Origin of the sequence: Pseudomonas sp. NPDC090201 (assembly GCF_044746825.1) — a bacterium.
Classification (GTDB): Bacteria; Pseudomonadota; Gammaproteobacteria; order Pseudomonadales; family Pseudomonadaceae; genus Aquipseudomonas; species Aquipseudomonas putida_AD.
The window spans coordinates 33,106-54,489 of sequence record NZ_JBIVCX010000006.1 but is presented as its reverse complement, the minus strand read 5'-3'; the positions used below and the strand labels follow the sequence as shown (position 1 = coordinate 54,489).

17 protein-coding genes are annotated in these 21,384 nt (G+C 62.6%); 6 read left to right on the top strand and 11 right to left on the bottom strand.

What is annotated here, in order from left to right:
* Positions 1-38: 38 nt before the first annotated feature.
* A complete protein-coding gene (gene purL, locus ACIPOO_RS17910) occupies positions 39-3,938 on the top strand; it encodes a phosphoribosylformylglycinamidine synthase (RefSeq protein ID WP_400608757.1) in 3,900 nt (1,299 codons plus the stop codon).
* Positions 3,939-3,944: 6 nt separating this feature from the next.
* On the top strand, positions 3,945-4,256 hold the full coding sequence (locus ACIPOO_RS17905; RefSeq protein ID WP_274133800.1) for a YqfO family protein: 312 nt from the start codon (positions 3,945-3,947) through the stop codon (positions 4,254-4,256).
* 143 nt (positions 4,257-4,399) lie between these two features.
* Here ACIPOO_RS17905 and ACIPOO_RS17900 read toward each other — a convergent pair whose 3' ends face one another.
* From ACIPOO_RS17900 to ACIPOO_RS17860, 9 genes are all read right to left on the bottom strand, one after another.
* Positions 4,400-4,981 (bottom strand): anthranilate synthase component II, encoded by a 582-nt coding sequence (locus ACIPOO_RS17900; RefSeq protein ID WP_400608756.1) that lies wholly within the window; start codon positions 4,979-4,981, stop codon positions 4,400-4,402.
* Positions 4,978-6,447: an anthranilate synthase component I family protein gene (locus ACIPOO_RS17895; protein ID WP_400608755.1), complete on the bottom strand. Its 1,470-nt coding sequence runs from the start codon at positions 6,445-6,447 to the stop codon at positions 4,978-4,980. The genes ACIPOO_RS17900 and ACIPOO_RS17895 overlap by 4 nt, the downstream gene beginning before the upstream one ends.
* A 680-nt stretch (positions 6,448-7,127) precedes the next feature.
* Positions 7,128-8,810: an N-acetylglucosamine-specific PTS transporter subunit IIBC gene (nagE, locus tag ACIPOO_RS17890; protein ID WP_400608754.1), complete on the bottom strand. Its 1,683-nt coding sequence runs from the start codon at positions 8,808-8,810 to the stop codon at positions 7,128-7,130.
* Positions 8,811-8,867: 57 nt separating this feature from the next.
* Positions 8,868-11,396 carry a phosphoenolpyruvate--protein phosphotransferase gene (gene ptsP / locus ACIPOO_RS17885; RefSeq protein WP_400608753.1) on the bottom strand — a complete coding sequence of 843 codons (2,529 nt, stop codon included), beginning with the start codon at positions 11,394-11,396 and terminating at the stop codon, positions 8,868-8,870.
* A gap of 39 nt (positions 11,397-11,435) precedes the next feature.
* Positions 11,436-12,446, bottom strand: a complete 1,011-nt coding sequence (locus ACIPOO_RS17880; RefSeq protein ID WP_400608935.1) for an SIS domain-containing protein — start codon at positions 12,444-12,446, stop codon at positions 11,436-11,438.
* Positions 12,439-13,545, bottom strand: a complete 1,107-nt coding sequence (gene nagA, locus ACIPOO_RS17875; RefSeq protein WP_400608752.1) for an N-acetylglucosamine-6-phosphate deacetylase — start codon at positions 13,543-13,545, stop codon at positions 12,439-12,441. The genes ACIPOO_RS17880 and nagA overlap by 8 nt, the downstream gene beginning before the upstream one ends.
* A 21-nt stretch (positions 13,546-13,566) precedes the next feature.
* Positions 13,567-14,298: a GntR family transcriptional regulator gene (locus ACIPOO_RS17870; protein WP_274133796.1), complete on the bottom strand. Its 732-nt coding sequence runs from the start codon at positions 14,296-14,298 to the stop codon at positions 13,567-13,569.
* A gap of 334 nt (positions 14,299-14,632) precedes the next feature.
* The gene (locus ACIPOO_RS17865) at positions 14,633-15,208 is read right to left on the bottom strand and encodes a murein L,D-transpeptidase family protein (RefSeq protein WP_274133795.1); all 576 of its coding nucleotides are present in this window, start codon (positions 15,206-15,208) and stop codon (positions 14,633-14,635) included.
* Positions 15,209-15,257: 49 nt separating this feature from the next.
* Positions 15,258-15,809, bottom strand: a complete 552-nt coding sequence (locus tag ACIPOO_RS17860; RefSeq protein WP_274133794.1) for an NUDIX hydrolase — start codon at positions 15,807-15,809, stop codon at positions 15,258-15,260.
* 167 nt (positions 15,810-15,976) lie between these two features.
* Here ACIPOO_RS17860 and ACIPOO_RS17855 point away from each other — a divergent pair, with 167 nt between their 5' ends.
* From ACIPOO_RS17855 to purT, 4 genes are all read left to right on the top strand, one after another.
* Positions 15,977-16,588: a CoA pyrophosphatase gene (locus ACIPOO_RS17855; RefSeq protein WP_400608751.1), complete on the top strand. Its 612-nt coding sequence runs from the start codon at positions 15,977-15,979 to the stop codon at positions 16,586-16,588.
* Between the two features lie 72 nt (positions 16,589-16,660).
* Complete coding sequence (locus tag ACIPOO_RS17850) at positions 16,661-17,185, top strand: gamma carbonic anhydrase family protein (RefSeq protein WP_274133792.1); 525 nt, start codon at positions 16,661-16,663, stop codon at positions 17,183-17,185.
* A complete protein-coding gene (locus ACIPOO_RS17845) occupies positions 17,185-17,397 on the top strand; it encodes a DUF1289 domain-containing protein (RefSeq protein WP_400608750.1) in 213 nt (70 codons plus the stop codon). The genes ACIPOO_RS17850 and ACIPOO_RS17845 overlap by 1 nt, the downstream gene beginning before the upstream one ends.
* 239 nt (positions 17,398-17,636) lie before the next feature.
* The gene (gene purT, locus ACIPOO_RS17840) at positions 17,637-18,818 is read left to right on the top strand and encodes a formate-dependent phosphoribosylglycinamide formyltransferase (RefSeq protein WP_400608749.1); all 1,182 of its coding nucleotides are present in this window, start codon (positions 17,637-17,639) and stop codon (positions 18,816-18,818) included.
* 41 nt (positions 18,819-18,859) lie between these two features.
* Here purT and ACIPOO_RS17835 read toward each other — a convergent pair whose 3' ends face one another.
* Together ACIPOO_RS17835 and ACIPOO_RS17830 are read right to left on the bottom strand one after the other, a co-directional pair.
* Positions 18,860-19,612 (bottom strand): WbqC family protein, encoded by a 753-nt coding sequence (locus ACIPOO_RS17835; protein WP_274133789.1) that lies wholly within the window; start codon positions 19,610-19,612, stop codon positions 18,860-18,862.
* A 175-nt stretch (positions 19,613-19,787) separates the two neighbouring features.
* Positions 19,788-21,110 (bottom strand): MFS transporter, encoded by a 1,323-nt coding sequence (locus ACIPOO_RS17830; RefSeq protein WP_274133788.1) that lies wholly within the window; start codon positions 21,108-21,110, stop codon positions 19,788-19,790.
* Positions 21,111-21,384 lie beyond the last annotated feature (274 nt).

Sequence of the window (21,384 nt, the reverse complement as noted above, 5' to 3'; positions counted from 1 at the left end):
CCTCAAAGCACACCCCCTTCCCTGAGGCTGTCCCGACGATGTTGATCCTGCGTGGTGCTCCCGCTCTTTCCGCCTTCCGCCACAAGAAATTACTTGAGCAGCTGAACGAAAAAGTTCCGGCTGTCAGTGGCCTGTACGCTGAATTCGCCCACTTCGCCGAGGTCACCAGCGCGCTGACCGAAGACGAGCAGCAAGTGCTTGCCCGTCTCTTGAAATACGGCCCGAGCGTGCCGGTTCAAGAGCCTCGCGGTCGTCTGTTCCTGGTGCTGCCGCGTTTCGGCACCATTTCGCCTTGGTCGAGCAAGGCCACCGACATCGCCCGCAACTGCAGCCTGACCAAGATCCAGCGTCTTGAGCGCGGCATTGCCTTCTATGTAGAAGGCCAGTTCAGCGACGCCGAAGCGCAACTGATCAACGACAGCCTGCACGACCGCATGACCCAGCTTGTGCTGGGCAAGCTGGAAGACGCTGCCAGTCTGTTCAGCCATGCCGAGCCCAAGCCGCTGACCGCAGTGGACGTGCTGGGTGGCGGTCGCGCCGCGCTGGAAAAAGCCAACGTCGAACTGGGTCTGGCCCTGGCCGATGACGAGATCGACTACCTGGTCAATGCATTCATCGGTTTGAAGCGCAACCCGCACGACATCGAACTGATGATGTTCGCCCAGGCCAACTCCGAGCACTGCCGCCACAAGATTTTCAACGCCAGTTGGGACATCGACGGCCAGAGCCAGGAAAAAAGCCTGTTCGGCATGATCAAGAACACCTACCAGATGCACAACGAAGGCGTGCTGTCCGCTTACAAGGACAACGCTTCGGTCATCGTCGGTAGCGTCGCCGGCCGCTTCTTCCCGAACCCTGAAACCCGCCAGTACGGCGCGGTGCAGGAGCCGGTGCACATCCTGATGAAGGTCGAGACGCACAACCACCCGACCGCCATCGCTCCGTTCCCTGGCGCCTCCACCGGCTCCGGCGGCGAGATTCGCGACGAAGGCGCAACCGGTCGTGGCGCCAAGCCTAAGGCTGGCCTGACCGGCTTCACCGTTTCCAACCTGAACATTCCGGGTTTCGTACAGCCTTGGGAGAAGCCATACGGCAAACCCGAGCGTATCGTCACCCCGCTGGACATCATGATCGAAGGCCCGCTGGGCGGCGCTGCGTTCAACAACGAATTCGGTCGTCCGGCCCTTACCGGCTACTTCCGTACCTTCGAGCAGTCGATCAACACCCCGCACGGCGAAGAAGTCCGTGGCTACCACAAGCCGATCATGCTGGCCGGTGGCATGGGCAACATCCGTGCAGAGCACGTGCAGAAAGGCGAGATCACCGTTGGCGCCAAGCTGATCGTGCTCGGCGGCCCGGCAATGCTGATCGGCCTGGGCGGCGGCGCGGCATCCTCCATGGCCACCGGCGACAGCTCGGCGGACCTGGACTTCGCATCGGTCCAGCGTGAAAACCCTGAAATGGAGCGTCGTTGCCAGGAAGTGATCGACCGCTGCTGGCAGCTGGGCGACAAGAACCCGATCGCCTTCATCCACGACGTGGGCGCGGGCGGTCTGTCCAACGCCTTCCCTGAGCTGGTCAACGACGGCGGCCGTGGCGGTCGTTTCGAACTGCGCAACGTGCCGAACGACGAGCCTGGCATGGCGCCGCTGGAAATCTGGAGCAACGAGTCCCAGGAACGTTACGTTCTGGCCGTCAGCGCCCCTGACTTCGAACGCTTCAAAGCCATCTGTGAGCGCGAGCGCTGCCCGTTTGCCGTGGTCGGTGAAGCCACCGAAGAGCCGCAACTGACCGTGACCGACAGCCACTTCGGCAACAGCCCGGTGGATATGCCGCTCGAAGTGCTGCTGGGCAAAGCCCCGCGCATGCACCGTTCGGCCACTCGCGAAGCCGAACTGGGCGACGATTTCGATCCGAGCACCCTGAGCCTGGAAGACAGCGTTCAGCGCGTGCTGCGTCACCCGGCGGTGGCGAGCAAGAACTTCCTCATCACCATCGGCGACCGCAGCATCACAGGCCTGGTCAACCGCGACCAGATGGTCGGCCCATGGCAGGTGCCGGTGGCTGACGTTGCGGTCACCGCGACCAGCTTCGACGTCTACACCGGTGAAGCCATGGCGATGGGCGAGCGCACGCCGCTGGCCCTGCTGGATGCTCCGGCGTCCGGCCGCATGGCGATTGGCGAAACCCTGACCAACATCGCAGCGTCGAGCATCGCGAAGATTTCCGACATCAAGCTGTCGGCCAACTGGATGTCCGCAGCCGGTCACCCGGGCGAAGACGCGCGTCTGTACGACACCGTGAAAGCGGTCGGCATGGAGCTGTGCCCTGAGCTGGGTATCACCATTCCGGTGGGCAAGGACTCCATGTCCATGAAGACCCGCTGGAACGAAGAAGGCGCGGAAAAAACCGTCACATCGCCGCTGTCGCTGATCGTCACCGGCTTTGCGCCCGTCACCGACATTCGCAAGACCCTGACCCCGCAACTGCGCATGGACAAGGGCGAAACCGACCTGATCCTGATCGACCTGGGCCGCGGCCAGAACCGCATGGGCGCCTCGATCCTCGCCCAGACCCACGGCAAGCTGGCCAACGCCGCGCCGGACGTCGATGACGCCGAAGACCTCAAGGCGTTCTTCGCCGTGATCCAGGGCCTCAATGCCGACGGTCACCTGCTGGCCTACCACGACCGTTCCGACGGCGGCCTGATGGCAACTGCGCTGGAAATGGCTTTCGCCGGCCACTGCGGTCTGAACCTGGAACTCGACACCCTGACCGGCAAGCGCGAAAAAGTCGCCGCCATCCTCTTCAACGAAGAGCTGGGTGCAGTGATTCAAGTGCGTCAGGATGCAACCCCGGTGGTGCTGGCCCAGTTCAGCGCTGCGGGCCTGGGTGAAGACTGCGTTGCGGTGATCGGCAAGCCGGTCAACAACAGCGAAGTCAGCATCAGCCTGAACGGCGAACAACTGTTCAAGGGTGATCGCCGCCTGCTGCAACGCCAGTGGAGCGAAACCAGCTACCAGATCCAGCGCCTGCGCGACAACGCCGACTGCGCCGATCAGGAATTCGACGCCCTGCTGGAAGAAGACAACCCGGGCCTGAGCGTCAAGCTGGGCTACGACGTCAACGACGACATCGCCGCGCCTTACATCAAGAAAGGCGTTCGCCCGCAAGTGGCGGTCCTGCGCGAGCAGGGCGTGAACGGCCAGGTCGAAATGGCCGCTGCATTCGACCGCGCAGGCTTCGCCTCGGTTGACGTGCACATGAGCGACATCCTCGCTGGCCGTGTCGACCTGAACGAGTTCAAGGGTCTGGTCGCCTGCGGTGGCTTCTCCTACGGTGACGTGCTCGGCGCCGGCGAAGGCTGGGCCAAGTCGGCACTGTTCAACAGCCGCGCCCGCGATGCGTTCCAGGGCTTCTTCGAGCGTACCGACAGCTTCGCCCTGGGCGTGTGCAACGGTTGCCAGATGATGTCCAACCTCAGCGAACTGATCCCGGGCAGCGAGTTCTGGCCGCACTTCGTACGCAACCGCTCCGAGCAGTTCGAAGCGCGCGTGGCCATGGTCGAGATCCAGAAGTCGGCGTCGATCTTCCTGCAAGGCATGGCCGGTTCGCGCATGCCGATCGCCATCGCCCACGGCGAAGGCCATGCGGAATTCAAGTCGGCCGATGCACTGCTGGAAACCGACGTCTCCGGCACCGTGGCGATGCGTTTCGTCGACAACCACGGCAAGGTCACCGAAACCTACCCGGCCAACCCGAACGGCTCGCCGCGCGGTATCACCGGCCTGACTACCCGCGACGGTCGCGTCACCATCATGATGCCGCACCCCGAGCGCGTGTTCCGCGCGGTGAACAACTCGTGGCGTCCTGATGAGTGGGCTGAAGATGGCGCCTGGATGCGGATGTTCCGAAACGCGCGCGTCTGGGTTAACTGATAGGAGATGTACAAGCTCGCCTTCTTCGTGCCACCTGGCCACGTGGAGCAGGTCAAGAGTGCACTATTCGCCGCCGGTGCGGGGCGGATAGGTGCTTATGACAGCTGCTCATGGCAGGTGCTGGGTCAGGGCCAGTTTCGCCCGCTGGACGGCAGTCAGCCGTTCATTGGGCAAACCGGGCAGATCGAGCAGGTTGAAGAATGGAAGGTCGAGCTTGTCGTCGCCGATGAGTTGATCCGCGAGGCGGTGGCAGCCCTCAAAAGCAGCCACCCCTACGAAACCCCGGCTTACGAAGTGTGGAAGCTGGAAGATTTCTGATGTCCGGCGCAAACCCTCTGTAGGAGCGCGCTTACCCGCGACGGCGGTGTGTCATTCGACGCAGCAGCGTCGGTTGGAATGCCGTCGCGGGCAAGCGCGCTCCTACAGTGGTCGGTGTTAAGTCCAATCCACTGCCATGCCAATCAGTTCAGGTAATGCCTGATAAAGCTGCGAAACAGGTCCAGTCCGTTTTCCGTGAGGATGCTTTCGGGATGGTACTGAACGCCCTCGATTGGCAGCGTACGATGACGAATCCCCATAATGTAGCCATCGTCGGTTGACCTCGAGGTCACCTCCAGACAGTCCGGCAAGCCTGCGTCTGCGATCATGAGGGAGTGATAGCGGGTTGCGTTGATCGATAGACCCTCGGTGTGGCCATAAATACCCTTACCATCGTTTTCTATCTGACTTACCTTGCCGTGCATGACGCGAGGGGCGCGGCAGACCTGAGCCCCAAACGCCAGCCCCAAGGCTTGATGGCCGAGACAAACGCCTAGCAGCGGCAGGCGGTGCTCGAAATGCCGGATGAGTTCGACGTAACCGACATCCGCCGGGTGGCCAGGCCCAGGGCCAAGCACGCAAAAGTCAGGTGCGAAGTCTTCGATCCGCTGAATGAGATCATGCTGGTCATGGCGCTCGACACGAGTTTCCAGCCCAAGCTGCTCAAGGTATTGGCTGATGATAAAGACAAAACTGTCGTAGGCATCAATCAAGAAAACTTTCACAGTGCGATCTCCTTTCCGGTCACTGCACGGTAAACGGAGCCCATCTTGTATAACGTTTCTTTCCACTCCATTTCGGGCGTCGAGTCGGCTACGACACCTGCGGATGCGCGCAGGCAGTAGATGCCTTGATCATGCACGGTGGATCGAATGCACAGCGCCGTATTGACGCTGCCATCGAACCCGATCAGTCCAAGGGCGCCTGCATAGATGCCTCGCCGGTTGCTTTCCAAGGTTTCGATCAGCTCCATCGCTCTGACCTTGGGAGCGCCCGACATCGTCCCGGCCGGGAATGAGGCCTTCATCACGTCGTAGGCATCCATGCCTGGGCGCAGCAACCCCCGAACATTCGAGACCATGTGGTAAAGGTGCGAATACTCCTCGATCAGCATGAATTCATCGACCTCCAGGGATCCTGGCTGGCAGACTCTTCCTATGTCATTGCGACAAAGGTCGATGAGCATGAGGTGCTCCGCGCGTTCCTTTTCTGAACGCGTCAGTTCCAACACCAGTTCGGTGGAATCGACGTTAGGCCTTTTACCTACGGTCCCGGCGATCGGGCGCATTTCGATCAAGTTGTCCTTGATCCTGACGAACAGTTCAGGGCTCGCACCGATCAGGTCGATCCCGCCGACGTGTGCCAAGTACATGTAGGGCGACGGATTGCGCATGCGCAGGCTCTTGTAGACATCGAAAGGCGTGATCTTGGAACGAATGCGGATCTCGTGACCCAGCTGAATCTGGTAAACATCCCCGGCTCGTATGTGCTCCATGGCCACTTCTACCCGACGCTCGAACTCTTCCGGGGTGACCGTGCGGGTTTCTTCGAAGACTTGTGGATAGTCAGGGTGTTCCTGCGGACTGACCGGATTTTCGGCCTGTAGAAAAGGGTAGTCTGCCAGTCCGCGTGTCTTCCATAGGGGGTGATTATTGATCAGGGTTTCGACAGTCCCATCGCTGTGGAAGTAGAGCAGTGTCTGGTAAACCGACAGAGCAATGAGTGGGTAATCGTGAGTCCGCTCCGTCAAATCAGGCAGGCGTTCGATCAACCGCACGCTGTCGTATGAGAAGTAACCGAAGTACGCAAGACTTTGCAGCTTAGTCGGAGTCGGCTGGAACAGGCTCTGAATGTATCGGAGTAGGTTCCAGGCTGCTTCGCTGTCGGGCAATTCGATCTGCTGCTCGGGGCCGATCTTCAAACCGTGCTGGTGCAGGCAGTGGTACAGCTGTTCGCAAAGTGCAGGCTGGCCGCGCAAGCGTGCCTGTCTTTCATCGATGCACACTTCAAAGAGTGGCTCCATGCCAATGATCGTCGCCCTTAGATCACGGCTGGGTCCTGAAAGTGACTCAAGAATGAATACCGACTGTGGGCCTAATTGCGCAAGCGCATGCGTATATACACCAAGTGCATCAGTTGTTTGACGATCTTCGTGACGAAGAACATCTATATTAAGAATATTATTGTTCACAGATAATTCCGGTTTTAGTTTGCAGTGTTGTCGGTGCTTTCTCTAGAAAGCACTAAAAGATAAGCGGTGCAGTATCTGGGGTTAGCCCAATACTGATGGTCTTGATTTCAGCCGATTGCCGTCACTACCACACCGAACATACCCTTGATAGGCATGCCGACGGGTAGCAACAGTGCTTCAGACGCGGATGCCGGGTTCGGGAAAAAGATCAAGAGCACTTGGTAGACAGCAGGTATCTGCTTGTTGAGGATTAGCGACGCCAGATATTACTTTTGAAGATGGCCAGGACGGCACGACAGCAGCGAGTGTGGGTATTGTGCGGGGAGTGTGGCTCAGAAATATAATAATACATTTTTAGACATCCCAGTCTTGGCTACTAACTGAGGTGTAGGGCCGCAGTGATTTGAAAGTAGCAGTGTGGTCGTGGGGTGTCAATCGCAATGAATGAATTACATGTGATGCATTGCAGTATTACGTAACAAGGTTTGAACTCGTGCACAACTCTGAAATGCAGCAGCTATGTAACTGGAAGTTTTGACCTTGATATGTCGATCAATTGCTGATGTCCGGCACAAATCCTCTGTAGGAGCGCGCTTGCCCGCGACGGCGGTGTGTCATTCGACGCAGCAGCGTCAGTTGGAATGCCGTCGCGGGCAAGCGCGCTCCTACGGTGGTCGGTGTTAGTTGGTTGTCACCATCCCCCGCAACGCCTCGCTCAACCCCTGGGCACCTTCCCCCACCAGCACATGCCACACACCACTGCCCAGGCTTCTCACGCCCTGGCATCCCAGCGCTTCCAGTTGGCCGGCGGCCAGTGATTGGCCTTCCTTCAACTGCACCCGCAGGCGCGTCAGCGCGACACATTCCACATCGACTACCGCCTTGCCGCCCAGCGCCTTGAACCACTGCGCGGCCTGACCGATATCCACCGTTTGCTGAGCCAGCGCTTCGGGCTGCGTAACGGGCTGGGCAGATGTCGAGTGTGGCAGGGCTTCACGCAGTTCGTCGGCGATGCTGTCTGCCAGCGGGCCGACCACGATCTGCAGGCTGCCGCCACTGCCCGGGCGCACTACCGCCATCGCTCCCAATGCTTTCAGTTCGGTATCCTTGGCCAGTGTGCGGTCCGCCAGTTGCAGGCGCAGGCGGGTGGTGCAGGCACCGATGCTCAGCAGGTTTTCAGCGCCGCCCAGCGCCTTGATGTAGGCGCCCGCACGGTCGCTCTGCGCGACATGGGCGGTGCTGCTGGACACCTGTTCACGGCCCGGGGTTTTCAGGTTGAAGCGCTTGATGCACTGGTCGAACACCAGGTAATAGACCACGGCGTAGGCAGCGCCCAGCGGCAGTACGCGCCAGCCGTTGGTGGACTTGCCCCAGCCCAGCGCCATGTCGATGGCGCCGCCGGAAAAGGTGAAGCCCAGGTGGATGTCCAGCAGGCTTGCCAGCGCCATGGCCAGCCCGGTCAGCAGGGCATGCAGCACATAGAGCAGAGGCGCCAGAAACATGAAGGCGAATTCGATGGGTTCGGTGACGCCGGTCAGCGCCGAGGTCAGTGCCATCGACAGCAGGATCCCGCCGATCAGCTTGCGCTGGCCCGGCAGTGCATTGCGGTACATCGCCAGGCACGCGGCGGGCAGGCCGAAGATCATCATGGGGAACATGCCGGTCATGAACTGCCCGGCGTTCGGGTCGCCGGCAAAATAACGCGCCAGATCGCCGGTGACCACGCGACCGGTTTCAGGATCGGTGAAGCTGCCGAAGACGAACCACACCAGGTTGTTGAGGATGTGGTGCAGGCCGGTGACGATCAGGATGCGGTTCATCACTCCGAAGAAGAACGCGCCGACGCTGCCGCTCTCCAGCATCAGTTGGCCAAGAGCGTTGATGCCGTTCTGCACGGGCGGCCAGACCAGGCCGAAGACCAGCCCCAGCACCACGGCGGACAGCCCGGTCGCAATCGGCACGAAGCGCCGACCGCCAAAGAACGCCAGGTACTCCGGCAGGGCGATGTCCTTGAACCTGTTGTACAGCCCGCCCGCCAGCAGGCCCGAGATGATCCCGGCCAGCATGCCCATGTCGATGTGCGCGTCGAGCACCTTGAGCGTGGAAGTCATCACCAGGTAGCCGATGGCACCCGCAAGGCCCGCAGTGCCGTTATTGTCCCGGGCGAAACCCACGGCGATGCCGATGGCGAAGATCAGTGCCAGGTTGCTGAAGATCGCGTTGCCCGCCGCGTGGATGATCGCGATGTTCAACAGGTCGGTGTCGCCCAGGCGCAGCAGCAGGCCGGCAATCGGCAGGATGGCGATGGGCAGCATCAATGCGCGCCCCAGCCGTTGCAGCCCTTCGATGAAATGTTGGTACACGGCGTCTCTCCTTGGCGTTCTGTTCTTGTGCTTGTTATTGAGGAGCAGGGGCTCTGTTCAGGCAGATCGCTTGCTCTGGACCTGAGTCTGGAAGGTGTTGCAGGCCGCTCGCACCTCGGCGGCGCTGCCCAGGGTCAGCAGGTGCTGGGCCAGGGCCTGGCATTGGCGGGTATCGAGTTCGCGGACCTGCGCCTTGATCTGACCGACCTGTGGCGGGCTTACCGAAAGCTCGCGCACGCCCAGGCCAATCAGCGCGGCGGTGGCGAGCGGGTCGCTGGCCAGGGCCCCGCACACACCGACCCAACGACCTTTGCTGGCGGCAGCGGTGCAGGTCATGTCGATCAGTTTCAGCAGCGCCGGGTGCATGGCATCGACCCGCGCGGCGAGGCCTGCGTGATCGCGATCCATGGCCAGGGTGTATTGCGACAGATCGTTGGTACCGATGGACAGAAAGTCCGCATGCTCGGCCAGCCGTTCTGCCAGCAATGCCGCAGAGGGTACTTCGACCATCACGCCCAACTCAGGGCGTTCGTGGATGCCGGCCAGTTGCGCGAGTTCGTCGATACGCCGACGCACCGCGATCAATTCGCTGACCTCGGTGATCATCGGCAGCAGAATGCGGCAGCGGCTCAGGGGTGTTACGCGCAACAAGGCGCGCAACTGCTGGTCGAGCAATTCGGGTCGGGCCTGGCCCAGGCGAATCCCGCGCAGGCCCAGCACCGGGTTGGCTTCGGCCGGCAGGGGCAGGTAGTGCAGTTGCTTGTCGCCGCCGATGTCGATGGTGCGGATGATCACCGGCTTCTGCGCGATTGCATCGAGCACCGACTGATAGGCCGCCAGTTGTTCGTCTTCGGTGGGTGCCGCGCTGCGGTCGACGAAGAGGAATTCCGTGCGCAGCAGGCCCACGCCATCGGCGCCATTGAGCTGCGCGTTTTCGGTGTCGGCGCGAGACGCAACGTTGGCGGCAACTTCCACTGCCACGCCATCCTGAGTCAGGGCGGGCAGGTGAGCGCTTTGCTGCTCGCGCTGGCGTTGTTCGAAGCGTTGGCTGCGTAGCGCTTGAATCGCCTGCAGGCGAGTGGCGTCTGGTGCCAGCTCAAGATGACCGTTGTCGGCGTCCAGTACCACTTCCTGTTCCTGCGCTGCGTCGAGCAGATCGCCACCCATGGCCACCAGGCACGGCAGACCCTTGCCCCGCGCCAGAATCGCCACATGGGAAGTGGCGCCACCCTCGGCCATGCAGATACCGCCGATGCCGCACTCGGCCAGCATCAACAGATCCGAGGGCGTCAGTTCGGTTGCGACAACGATAGCCCCGGCCGGCACCTCGACGCAGCGCGCTTCACCCAGCAGGCTCAACAGCACCCGCTGGCGCAGATCGCGGAGGTCGTTGGCGCGCTCGGCCAGCAGCGGGTTGCCCAGTGTCTGCAGATGGTCACACTGAGCCAATACCGCCTGACTCCAGGCGTGGGCCGCGCTCTTGCCCTGGTCGATGGCATCGACGGCGGCGTCCAGCAGGGCAGGGTCTTCGAGCATCGCAAGGTGGGTGGCGAAAATCGTGCTCTGTTCGCCCTGATCGTGATTGAGCGAGGCACTGATTTCTGTGCGAACCTGCACCAGCGCTTCGCTGAGGATCTGCCGTTGCTCGTCCGGGCGGTGGCCGCCGGTGTCTTCGTCCAGTTCGATGGTGCCCAGCCGGAACAGCGGGCCGCTGGCCAGCCCCGGGGATGCGGTGACGCCGGTGAGGATGCCGGGTTCGTTGCTCGAAGCGGCGCGCGGCTGTGCAATAGCAGCGATCCCTTGGGGCTTCTCATCCGGAGAGGGTGTGGACAGCGCCTTGAGCAGCGCCTGCAATGCCACTTCACTGTCGTGACCCAGGCACACCACTTCCACTTCGTCCTGCTCGGCAACGCCCAGGCCCATGAGGCCGGTGACGCTGTCGGTGGAGGCGCTGGTCCCGGCGAAATGCAGCTCGGCATGGCTGGCGAACTGGCGTGCGGTCTGGCGCACCAGCGCCGCCGGGCGGGCGTGCAATCCGCCGTTATGGGCGACGCGAATGGTGCCCCGTGCCTGCTTGGCCCGAGGGTCATGGGCGGAGTCTGAATCATCAGATCGGGCCAGCGCTGCGACGTTAAGTAGCGGCTCGCCCACGTTGACCGTGCCAGAAGCCTGAACAGGGTCGAGCGAGAAGCGGTCGCCATTGAGCAGGATCAGCGCGCTGACCAGGCTGCGGCAATGGCGCGCCACGTGATCCAGATCGAAACGCAGCAATGGCAGACCTTCGCTCACGCGCTGGCCTTCCTTGACCAGGGCTTCGAAACCTTCGCCGCCCAGTTCGACCGTATCGATGCCCACGTGCAGCAGCCACTCGCTGCCGTTGTCGGCGCGCAGGTTGATGGCATGGCGAGTGCGGGCGATGTTGATGACCACGCCGGCAAAGGGCGCGTGCAGCACGTCATCCAGCGGGTCGATGGCCAGGCCGGTACCCATCGCGCCGCTGGCGAAAACCGGGTCGGGAATCTGCGCCAGTGTCAGCAGGGCTCCGCTGAACGGGGCGCTGAACGTCATCTGTTTATTGTTATTCATGACATCGTCCTTGCAGGCATCGGCCGGGGCGGCGTGCGGTCAGTGAGTTTTGGTGACTTTGCTCAGGTGGCGCGGCTGGTCCGGGTCCAGGCCCCGGGCCTGCGCCAGTGCAGCGGCCATCACGTAGAAGCTTTGAATGGCGAGAATCGGATCGAGGGCCGGGTGGTCGGCGCAGGTCAGCGTCAGGTCACGTTCGGCAATGTCGTCGGGCGCAGCCAGCAGCACGGTGGCGCCGCGCTCGCGCATGTCGGCGGCGAGCGCCAGCAGGCTGGCCTGTTCGGCACCTCGGGTGGCGAAGATCAGCAGCGGGTAGTGGTCGCCCACCAGCGCCATCGGGCCGTGGCGCACTTCGGCGCTGCTGAAGGCTTCGGCCTGGATGGACGAGGTTTCCTTGAATTTGAGCGCCGCTTCCTGGGCAATCGCGAAACCTGTGCCGCGGCCAATGACCATCAGCCGCTGACAGTCGCGCAGCGCATCGACGGCGGCGGACCAGTCCTGACGCGCCGCAGCCTGCAACTGGCCGGGCAGGGTGCGACCGGCTTGCAGCAATTGCGCGTCCTGCTGCCAGTGGGCGACGAGGCGGGCGCTGGCGCTCAAGGTCGCGATGAAGCTCTTGGTCGCGGCGACGCTCAGTTCAGGGCCGGCGCAGAGTGGCAGTACGCATTCGCAGGCCTGCTCCAGGGGCGAGTCTTCGGCGTTGACCAGGGCCACGGTGAGCGCGCCTTGCTGGCGCAGTTTCTCCATGCTGCCGACCAGATCCGGGCTTTGCCCCGACTGTGAGAAGGCGAAGGCGGGCTGGCCCTGCACCCGCATGGGCGAGTCGTGCAGGGTGACCACCGACATCGGCAGCGACGCCACTGGCACGCCCGTCAGTTGCATGGTCAGGTAGGCGAAGTAGCTGGCCGCGTGGTCGGAACTGCCGCGCGCCACCGAGACGATCACCTTTGGCTCACTCTGGCGCAGGCGTTCGGCTACAGCGATCAGGCGCGGTTCCAGCACGTCCAGTTGGCGCTGGATGACATCATGGGAGGCAAGTGCCTCATCAAGCATTCTTGAGTTCAATGGTTTCTCCTTCAACCATGACGGCGGTCAGTTTCAGATCGCGATCCAGATAAACGGCGTCGGCCCAACTGCCTTTTTCCAGCCGGCCACGTTCCTGAATACCCAGGTAATCCGCAGGAAATTGCGACAGGCGCTGTGAGGCTTCACTCAATGGCAGGCCGATCTTCACCAGATTGCGCAGCGCCTGGTCCATGGTCAGCGTGCTGCCGGCCAGGGTGCCGTCGGCCAGGCGCACACCGCCCAGGCATTTGGTGACGGTGTGGCTGCCCAGTTTGTACTCGCCATCGGGCATGCCGGTGGCGGCGGTGGAATCGGTGACGCAATACAGGCAGGGGATCGAGCGCAGCGCCACGCGGATGGCGCCGGGGTGCACATGCAGCAGGTCGGGAATCAGTTCGGCATAACGTGCATGGGCCAGCGCCGCACCAACGATGCCAGGCTCGCGGTGATGCAGCGGGCTCATGGCGTTGTATAGGTGGGTGAAGCTGCTGGCGCCTGCTTCCAGCGCCTTGACGCCTTCTTCATAGCTGCCCAGGGTGTGGCCGATCTGCAGGCGCACGCCGCGGCTGGACAGGGTCTTGATCAGTTCCACATGCCCGGCGATTTCCGGGGCGATGGTGATGACTTTGATCGGCGCGCGCGTGAGGTAATCATCGACTTCACCCAGCAGCGCGGCGTGGGCATGGTTAGGCTGCGCGCCGAGCTTTCCGGGATTGATGTAGGGCCCTTCCAGATGCACGCCCAGCACGCGGGCGGTGCCCGGTTGGCGGGTTTCGCAGAAGCCACCCAGCGCACTCAGCACCTGGCTGATTTCATGGGCCGGCGCGGTCATGGTGGTGGCCAGCATCGATGTGGTGCCGAAGCGCAGGTGGGTGCGGGCGATGGTGGCGAAGCTGTCGGCCCCTTCCATGATGTCCGCGCCGCCACCGCCGTGCACGTGCAGGTCGATGAAGCCCGGCAGCAGGTACGGCAGGTCGTTCGCAGCGGGGTCGCACGGCACGCCGTCGATCTGCGTCACGCGACCGTCCTGGTGATTCAGGCGGCCGCGAATCCAGCCGTCAGGGGTAAGGATGTTGAAGTCGGACATGCTGGCTCCGTGGTCAGGCGCTCAACGCCGCAGTTCGGCGACGAAGTCGTAGTAGTCGTCGCGGCAATAGGTGTCGGTCAGCTCGATGGGGGTGTTGTCCGCCAGATAGCCGATACGGGTCATCAGCAGCATCGCGGTGCCGGTTTCGATGCCCACCATCGCCGCCATTTCCTCGGATGCGTTGATCGCGCGGATGTGCTGCAGGGCGCGCACCACGGGACGCCCGATCGAATCGAGATGGGCATAGAGTGAATCGCCAATCGCCTCGGGTTCAGGCAGGAGGGCTGCAGGGAGTGCACTGAGCTCGACGGCCATGACGATGCCGTCGGCCTTGCGCAGGCGTTTGAGCCGCGCGACTTTCTCGGTGGGCGACAGGCCGAGGCGGATAAGTTCTTCGTGGGTCGGCAGGGCGATGTCACGCTCAAGCCACTGGGAGCTGGGGGTGAAGCCTTTGAGCCGGAGCATTTCGCTGAAACTGGAAAGGCGCGACAAGGGTTGTTCCAGGCGCGGCGTTATGAAGGTGCCCGAGCCCTGGCTGCGTCGGATCAGGCCCTGCTCCAGCAGGATTTCCAGTGCCTTGCGCGCGGTGACGCGGGAAATGTTCAGGGTTTCGCTGAGGCTGCGCTCGGAGGGCAGCGCCTGCTCGGCTTTCCACTGACCTGCATGGATGGCCGCTTCCAGGTTGCGCGCCAGTTGCAGATAGAGCGGCGTCGGCTGGCTGTCGTCGGGGCGCAGGGCGAGGATCGAGGTCATGTACGGGGTCCGAAGTGGTTGGAATTATGTTCGGAGAGTGCATCCGAAAGTAATACCACTTGAATACCACGTCAATGACGGGTTCGTCACTGCCCGGTGACAAAACCGTTGCTGTGGCATCGTTCAACTATCTTGCAAACGACACGCCTCGTAGCAGCACGGCTTGCCGGCGGGAGCGGAGTGTCAGCTTGAAGGGATGGATCTGATACACCGCTCCCGCCGGCAAGCCGTGCTGCTACGGGGGGAGTGCGGTGAGCAGTATGGGATGCGGTGCCGCACGAGGATGCGGTGAGCCGTATGGGGGAAGTGCAGGCGAGAAGTGGTGTTAGATTGGTTACGGACGGATCTCGATCATCGTGCCGTCCTTGACCAGGTCCCAGACTTCGCGGATGTCGCTGTTGCGCATGGCGATGCAGCCGTTGGTCCAGTCCAGGGTGTGGAAATACCACTCCGGGTATTCTTCGTTGATCGGCGTGCCGTGGATCATGATCATGCTGCCGGGGTTCACGCCTTCGCGGCGGGCGCGTGCGGAATCGGAGATGTTGGGGTAGGAAATGTGCATCGACAGGTTGAAGGCATCGCTGGTCTTGCGCCAGTCGAGCCAGTAGAAACCTTCCGGTGTGCGCTGGTCGCCTTCCTGCAGTTTCGGGCCCTTGGGCGCCTTGCCCAGCGAGATGCGATAGGTCTTGAGCGGCTCGCCCTTGCTGATCAACTGCAACTGGTGCGCGGACTTGAGCACCAGCACCTTGTCGATGGAGCGCTCGGAAATGTCAGCGGTGTCCACCACCTTGCCGTCGACGAATTTCTGCTCGCTGCCCTTGGGCACGATGGTCTGGGTGAACGCGGCCTGGGACATCGGAGCGACAGACAGACAGGCGAACAGGCATGAAACGGCAAGCAGACAGCGCATCGAAACGGTATCCCTGAAGCCTGCGCGTCGTGGCGCCGGGCTCATGTTATCAAGTGGTCTTGAGTGCAGGTGTAACAGACAGGCAATCGGTATGCACGGGGAAAACTTGATGCCGCCGGTCGTGGAAGAAGCATTCTAGGGTACGCCTGACCGTGTGGAAAGCCAGCTCGGACCAGGGAATGTCAGCTTCGTCGAACAGCTTTACCTCAAGGCTTTCCACGCCGGCAGCGTAATCTTCGCTGGCCATGTTGGCGCGGTAGAAGATGTGCACCTGGCTGATGTGCGGCACATCGATCATCGCGTACAGGTGCAAGTCTTCCAGTACCGCGCAGGCTTCCTCGACGGTCTCCCGGCGTGCGGCCTGCTCGACCGACTCGCCGTTCTCCATGAAGCCCGCCGGCAGCGTCCAGTAGCCCAGGCGCGGCTCGATGGCGCGCCGGCACAGCAGCACCTTGTCGCCCCAGACCGGCAGCACACCGGCCACGATATTGGGGTTCTGGTAATGAATGGTCTGGCAGTGGTCGCACACGAAGCGTGGGCGGCTGTCGCCTTCCGGAATGCGCTGGGTAACCTGTTCGCCACACTGGCTGCAGAATTTCATGTTCGAGTCGTTCCTTGCGTCAGCGGCTATCTTGGCGTGTGGCGCAGGTGTCCGGCAAGGGGGCGTTGCCAGGCAAACCCGACAAACGGCCCGGCCCCCCGACAAGGGCTTGGGCGCGCCGCCGCTTTGGTGCATCATGCCGGGTAGGCAAAAGATCGAGGCTTCCCATGCTGGACGAGCTACTTCGCCGTATAAGCAGCCACACGCCAGGCACCCTGGAGACTGATGCGCGCTTCCCTGAAGCGGCGGTGCTGCTGCCCATCACCCGCGGCGACGACCCCGAGCTGGTCCTGACCCTGCGCGCCAGCGGCCTGTCCACCCACGGTGGCGAGGTGGCGTTTCCCGGCGGGCGCCGCGACCCCGAAGATCCTGACCTGGTGTTCACCGCCCTGCGCGAGGCAGAGGAAGAAATCGGCCTGCCGCCCGGGCTCGTGGAGGTCGTCGGCCCCCTTGGCCAGTTGATTTCCAAGCACGGGATCAAGGTCACGCCTTATGTCGGGGTGATCCCCGATTTTGTCGAATACCGCCCCAACGATGGCGAGATCGCCGCCGTGTTCAGCGTTCCCCTCGAATTCTTTCGCCAGGATGCGCGCGAGCACACCCATCGCATCGATTACCAGGGCCGCAGCTGGTACGTGCCCAGCTACCGCTACGGCGAGTTCAAGATCTGGGGCCTGACCGCGATCATGATCGTCGAGCTGATGAACGTACTGTTCGACAGCGACATCGACCTGCATCGCCCGCCCAGCCGTTCGACCATCCTGACCCTGAAGTCCTGAGCCCTGTTGTCATACCGTGAGCCCCTGCGCTCGACCTGCGGCCGTAGAGCTGCGTCATGAAGGAAGAACAATATGAAATACCGTCTGGGAGACGCCCGCGTCGAAGCTCATCCGCAAAGCTGGATCGCCCCCACCGCGACCCTGATCGGCAAGGTACGCCTGCAGGCCAACGCCAGCGTCTGGTTCGGTGCAGTGCTGCGCGGCGACAACGAGCTGATCGACATCGGCGAGAACAGCAATGTGCAGGATGGCACCGTGATGCACACCGACATGGGCTCGCCGCTGACCATCGGCAAGAACGTGACCATCGGCCACAACGTGATGCTTCACGGCTGCACGGTCGATGACAACACGCTGATCGGCATCAATTCGGTGATCCTCAACGGCGCGAAGATCGGCAAATACTGCATCATCGGCGCCAATTCGCTGATCGGGGAGGGCAAGGTGATCCCTGATGGCTCGCTGGTCATGGGCTCGCCGGGCAAGATCGTGCGCGAACTGACCGAAGCCCAGAAGAAAATGCTCGAAGCCAGCGCCGCTCACTACGTTCATAATGCCCAGCGTTATGCACGTGATCTGGCACCACAGGAAGACTGATGTCCACCGAAAACCCTGCTCATGAAAGACCCGTACGTTCGCCCTGCGTGAACATCTGCGCGCTGGACGACCACGACGTTTGCGTTGGCTGCCAGCGCACCGTGGCCGAGATTACCGGCTGGAGCCGCATGAGCAACGACGAGCGGCGCGCGGTGCTGTTGCTGTGTGGCGAACGGGCGAGAGCGGGCGGGATGATGTTTTCGGTTCGCTGACCCTGTAGGAGCGCGCTTGCCCGCGATGGCGATGTGTCTGTCACATAAATGTTTCAGACACATCGCGGTCGCGGGCAAGCGCGCTCCTACAGAAAGTGACGTCGGCCATCAGTGACCGGCGTCGGCCATCAGACGGCCAGCCAAATCTGCGTCCTTCATGTTAAATTGCGCGCCTTTCTCCCCTGTGGTCGCTCGCACATGCCGGGCTGCCCTCGATATCCGCTCCACGAGGACCTGAGATGACTCAAATCGGAACTCCACTGTCGCCGACCGCGACCCGCGTCATGCTTTGCGGTTGTGGCGAGCTTGGCAAGGAAGTGGTCATCGAACTGCAACGCCTGGGCGTTGAAGTCATTGCCGTCGACCGTTATGCCAACGCCCCGGCCATGCAGGTCGCGCACCGCAGCCACGTCATCAACATGCTCGACGGCACGGCGCTGCGTGCAGTGATCGAAGCGGAGAAACCGCATTACATCGTCCCGGAAATCGAAGCCATCGCCACCGCGACCCTGGTCGAACTCGAGTCCGAAGGCTTTACCGTCATCCCGACCGCCCGTGCCACCCAGCTGACCATGAACCGCGAAGGCATTCGCCGCCTGGCCGCTGAAGAGCTGGACCTGCCGACCTCGCCATACCACTTCGCCGACACCTTCGAAGACTACAAGAAGGCCGTCGAAGACCTGGGCTTCCCGTGCGTGGTCAAGCCGGTGATGAGTTCGTCGGGCAAGGGCCAGAGCCTGCTGAAAACCGAAGCCGACGTGCAGAAAGCCTGGGACTACGCCCAGGAAGGCGGCCGGGCGGGTAAAGGTCGCGTCATCATCGAAGGCTTCATCGACTTCGACTACGAAATCACCCTGCTGACCGTGCGCCACGTCGGCGGCACCACCTTCTGCGCGCCGGTCGGCCATCGTCAGGAGAAGGGCGACTATCAGGAATCCTGGCAGCCACAGGCCATGAGCCCGGCGGCACTGGCCGAATCCGAGCGCGTTGCCAAGGCTGTGACCGAAGCACTGGGCGGCCGCGGCCTGTTCGGCGTCGAGCTGTTCATCAAGGGTGATCAGGTGTGGTTCAGCGAAGTCTCGCCGCGCCCCCACGACACCGGCCTGGTGACCCTGATTTCCCAGGATCTGTCGCAGTTCGCACTGCACGCCCGCGCCATTCTCGGCCTGCCGATCCCGCTGATCCGTCAGTTCGGCCCGTCCGCTTCTGCGGTGATCCTGGTGGAAGGCACTTCGACCCAGACCGCTTTCGCCAATCTGGAGCAGGCCCTGAGCGAGCCAGACACCGCGCTGCGCCTGTTCGGCAAGCCGGAAGTCAACGGCCAGCGCCGCATGGGCGTGGCCCTGGCGCGTGACGAGTCCATCGAAGCGGCCCGCGCCAGGGCGACCCGCGCGTCCATGGCGGTCAAGGTCCAGTTGTAAGCGACACTGCTGCCGGGTCAGTCTCGACCCGGCAGCGACCCCTAGCTGACGGTCCGGGTGTGTTCCCGGATGAACGTCATCACCGCCTGCGGCTCATTCCACATCAGCACATCCAGAATCGACAGGTTTTCGATGAAGTCGTACGGCGCTGTGTCGTACTGGAAGGGCGTAAGGTCGAGAAAGTGCAGGTCGATCTGGCGGTCCTGCCAATCGCTGCTGGTGAATATGTCCCTGCCTCCCGGCGCATTGATATAGCGCGTCGCACCCAGCCGGCTGCTGATTTCCAGCGCCCAGCCGCCAGGGTGGGTGATGGGTGGCAGTTGCAGGTCCATGGCCGAGAGCGGCGTCCAGCCAAACTTCAAACCCAGGTATTCGCACGTGACCTTGAGCGACTGCACGTTCAGTTCGCCCAGCCCGCTGCCCTTGACCGCGTTGAAGGTCTTGCGCAGCAGGTCTGTCACCTGTGGGTGAAACGGCGCCTTGCCCCGATACAGGTCCAGTTGCCCGAGAATGCGCTGCAAGGCTGCCTGGCGATCGATGACCGTGGCCGCCTGAATCGACGTGCCCAGTGACGCGCTGACCGGCACGTTGATGTACTGGGTGCCGCCCTTGCCATCGAGCATCCGGTTGCGATTCATCCAGCTTTTGCGGCCGTACTGCGCCGTGTCGAAGATGACCCCGCGCTCGACCGAAGCTATCAGCTGGAAGTAGCCAAGATAAGGAAAGAAGTAAGGTTGCATGATGCCGAGCGTGTTGTGCTGGGCAATTGACTGGCGTGCAGAGGCAGCAGGCATAAAGTCTCGCTGGGTCGGACTAACGTCGGCGGGTATCTCGATGCAGGCATGCGATTGAAAGGGTGCCGGACGCAAAGTTGAACATTAGAGTTATGCCGCAAGCGTAGCCGAACTTTCGCCAAACGCTACTTGCAGTGCAATGACTGCAAGCAGCGTCCGGTTGGGAGGGGGAGGGTCAGGCGATCTTGTCCAGATCGGCGTCGCGGGTTTCCTTCAGGCACAGCACGGCGATCACGCTCAACAGGGCCGCTGCGGAAACGTATCCGCCCACCCAGCTCAGGCCGCCCATTTCCACCAGCTTCTGGGCGAAGAACGGCGCCACCGAAGCACCGACGATTCCGCCGATGTTGTAGGCCGCTGACGCGCCGGTGTAACGCACGCGGGTAGGAAACAGCTCGGGCAACATGGCGCCCATGGGTGCGAAGGTCACGCCCATCAGGAACAACTCGATGGACAGGAACAGCGTGACCGCCCAGGTGGTGCCGTGGGTCAGCAGCGGCTCCATCAAAAAGCCCGACAGGATCGCCAGCACGCCGCCCACGACCAGCACCGGCTTGCGGCCGAAGCGGTCGCTGGCCCAGGCAGACAGCGGTGTCGCCAGCGCCATGAACAGCACCGCGAAGCACAGCATGGCCAGGAACGACTCGCGGCTGTAGCCCAGGCTCTTGACCCCGTAGCTCAGGGAGAACACGGTCGAGATGTAGAACAGCGCGTAGCACACCACCATCGACGCCGCGCCCAGCAGCATCGGCGCCCAGTATTGGGCGAACAGCTCGGCAATCGGCATTTTCAGCCGTTCATGGCGGGCGATGGCCTTGGCGAAGATCGGCGTTTCTTCCAGTTTCAGGCGCACATACAGGCCGATGACCACCAGCACCGCGCTAAGCAGGAACGGAATGCGCCAGCCCCAGGAGCGGAACTGTTCGTCGCTCAAGGTCATGGCCAGCGTCAGAAACAGGCCGTTGGCCGCGAGGAAACCGATCGAAGGACCCAGTTGCGGGAACATGCCGAACCAGGCGCGTTTGCCCTTTGGCGCGTTTTCGGTGGCCAGCAGCGCCGCGCCGCCCCATTCGCCGCCCAGGCCCAGGCCTTGGCCGAAGCGCAGCACGCACAGCAGGATCGGCGCCCAGGAGCCAATGGCGTCATAGCCGGGCAGTACGCCGATCAGCGTGGTGCAGATGCCCATCAGCAGCAGCGAAGCGACCAGCGTCGACTTGCGGCCGATGCGGTCGCCAAAGTGGCCGAACAGCGCAGAACCCAAGGGGCGTGCGAGAAAGGCGATACCGAAGGTCAGAAACGCCGACAGCATCTGTGCGGTGCTGGAAGTCTGCGGGAAGAACACCGGCCCGATCACCAGGGCCGCTGCGGTGGCGTAGACGTAGAAATCGTAGAACTCGATGGCGGTGCCGATGAAGCTGGCGGTGGCCACCCGAGCGGCGGAGTTGGCCGGACGGCTCTCGCGCTCGTCGCTGGGTTGGTAGGCGGAAGTGCTGGTCATGCGGGTATCCCTGGCAGTCGTCTTGCCTGTCAGCCGGCGACGAAAATTCGCACGCGTGCTGGGGCAAACATTAATTATTTTGGGTACAGCGCTGAACAGACTAGCCCGGATGCGGGTGCAGGCATCGCGCACGCTCGGGATGGGAGCGGGCGCCAGAGGTGTTGCGAAAAGACGTCAGGCTGGGTGACTGGCCGGATCACGCACGGTGCGGGTAGCACGCGGATCGGCGGGGCTGGGTAAGCGCCCCGATTATAGGAACGGCGCAGGCGCCAAA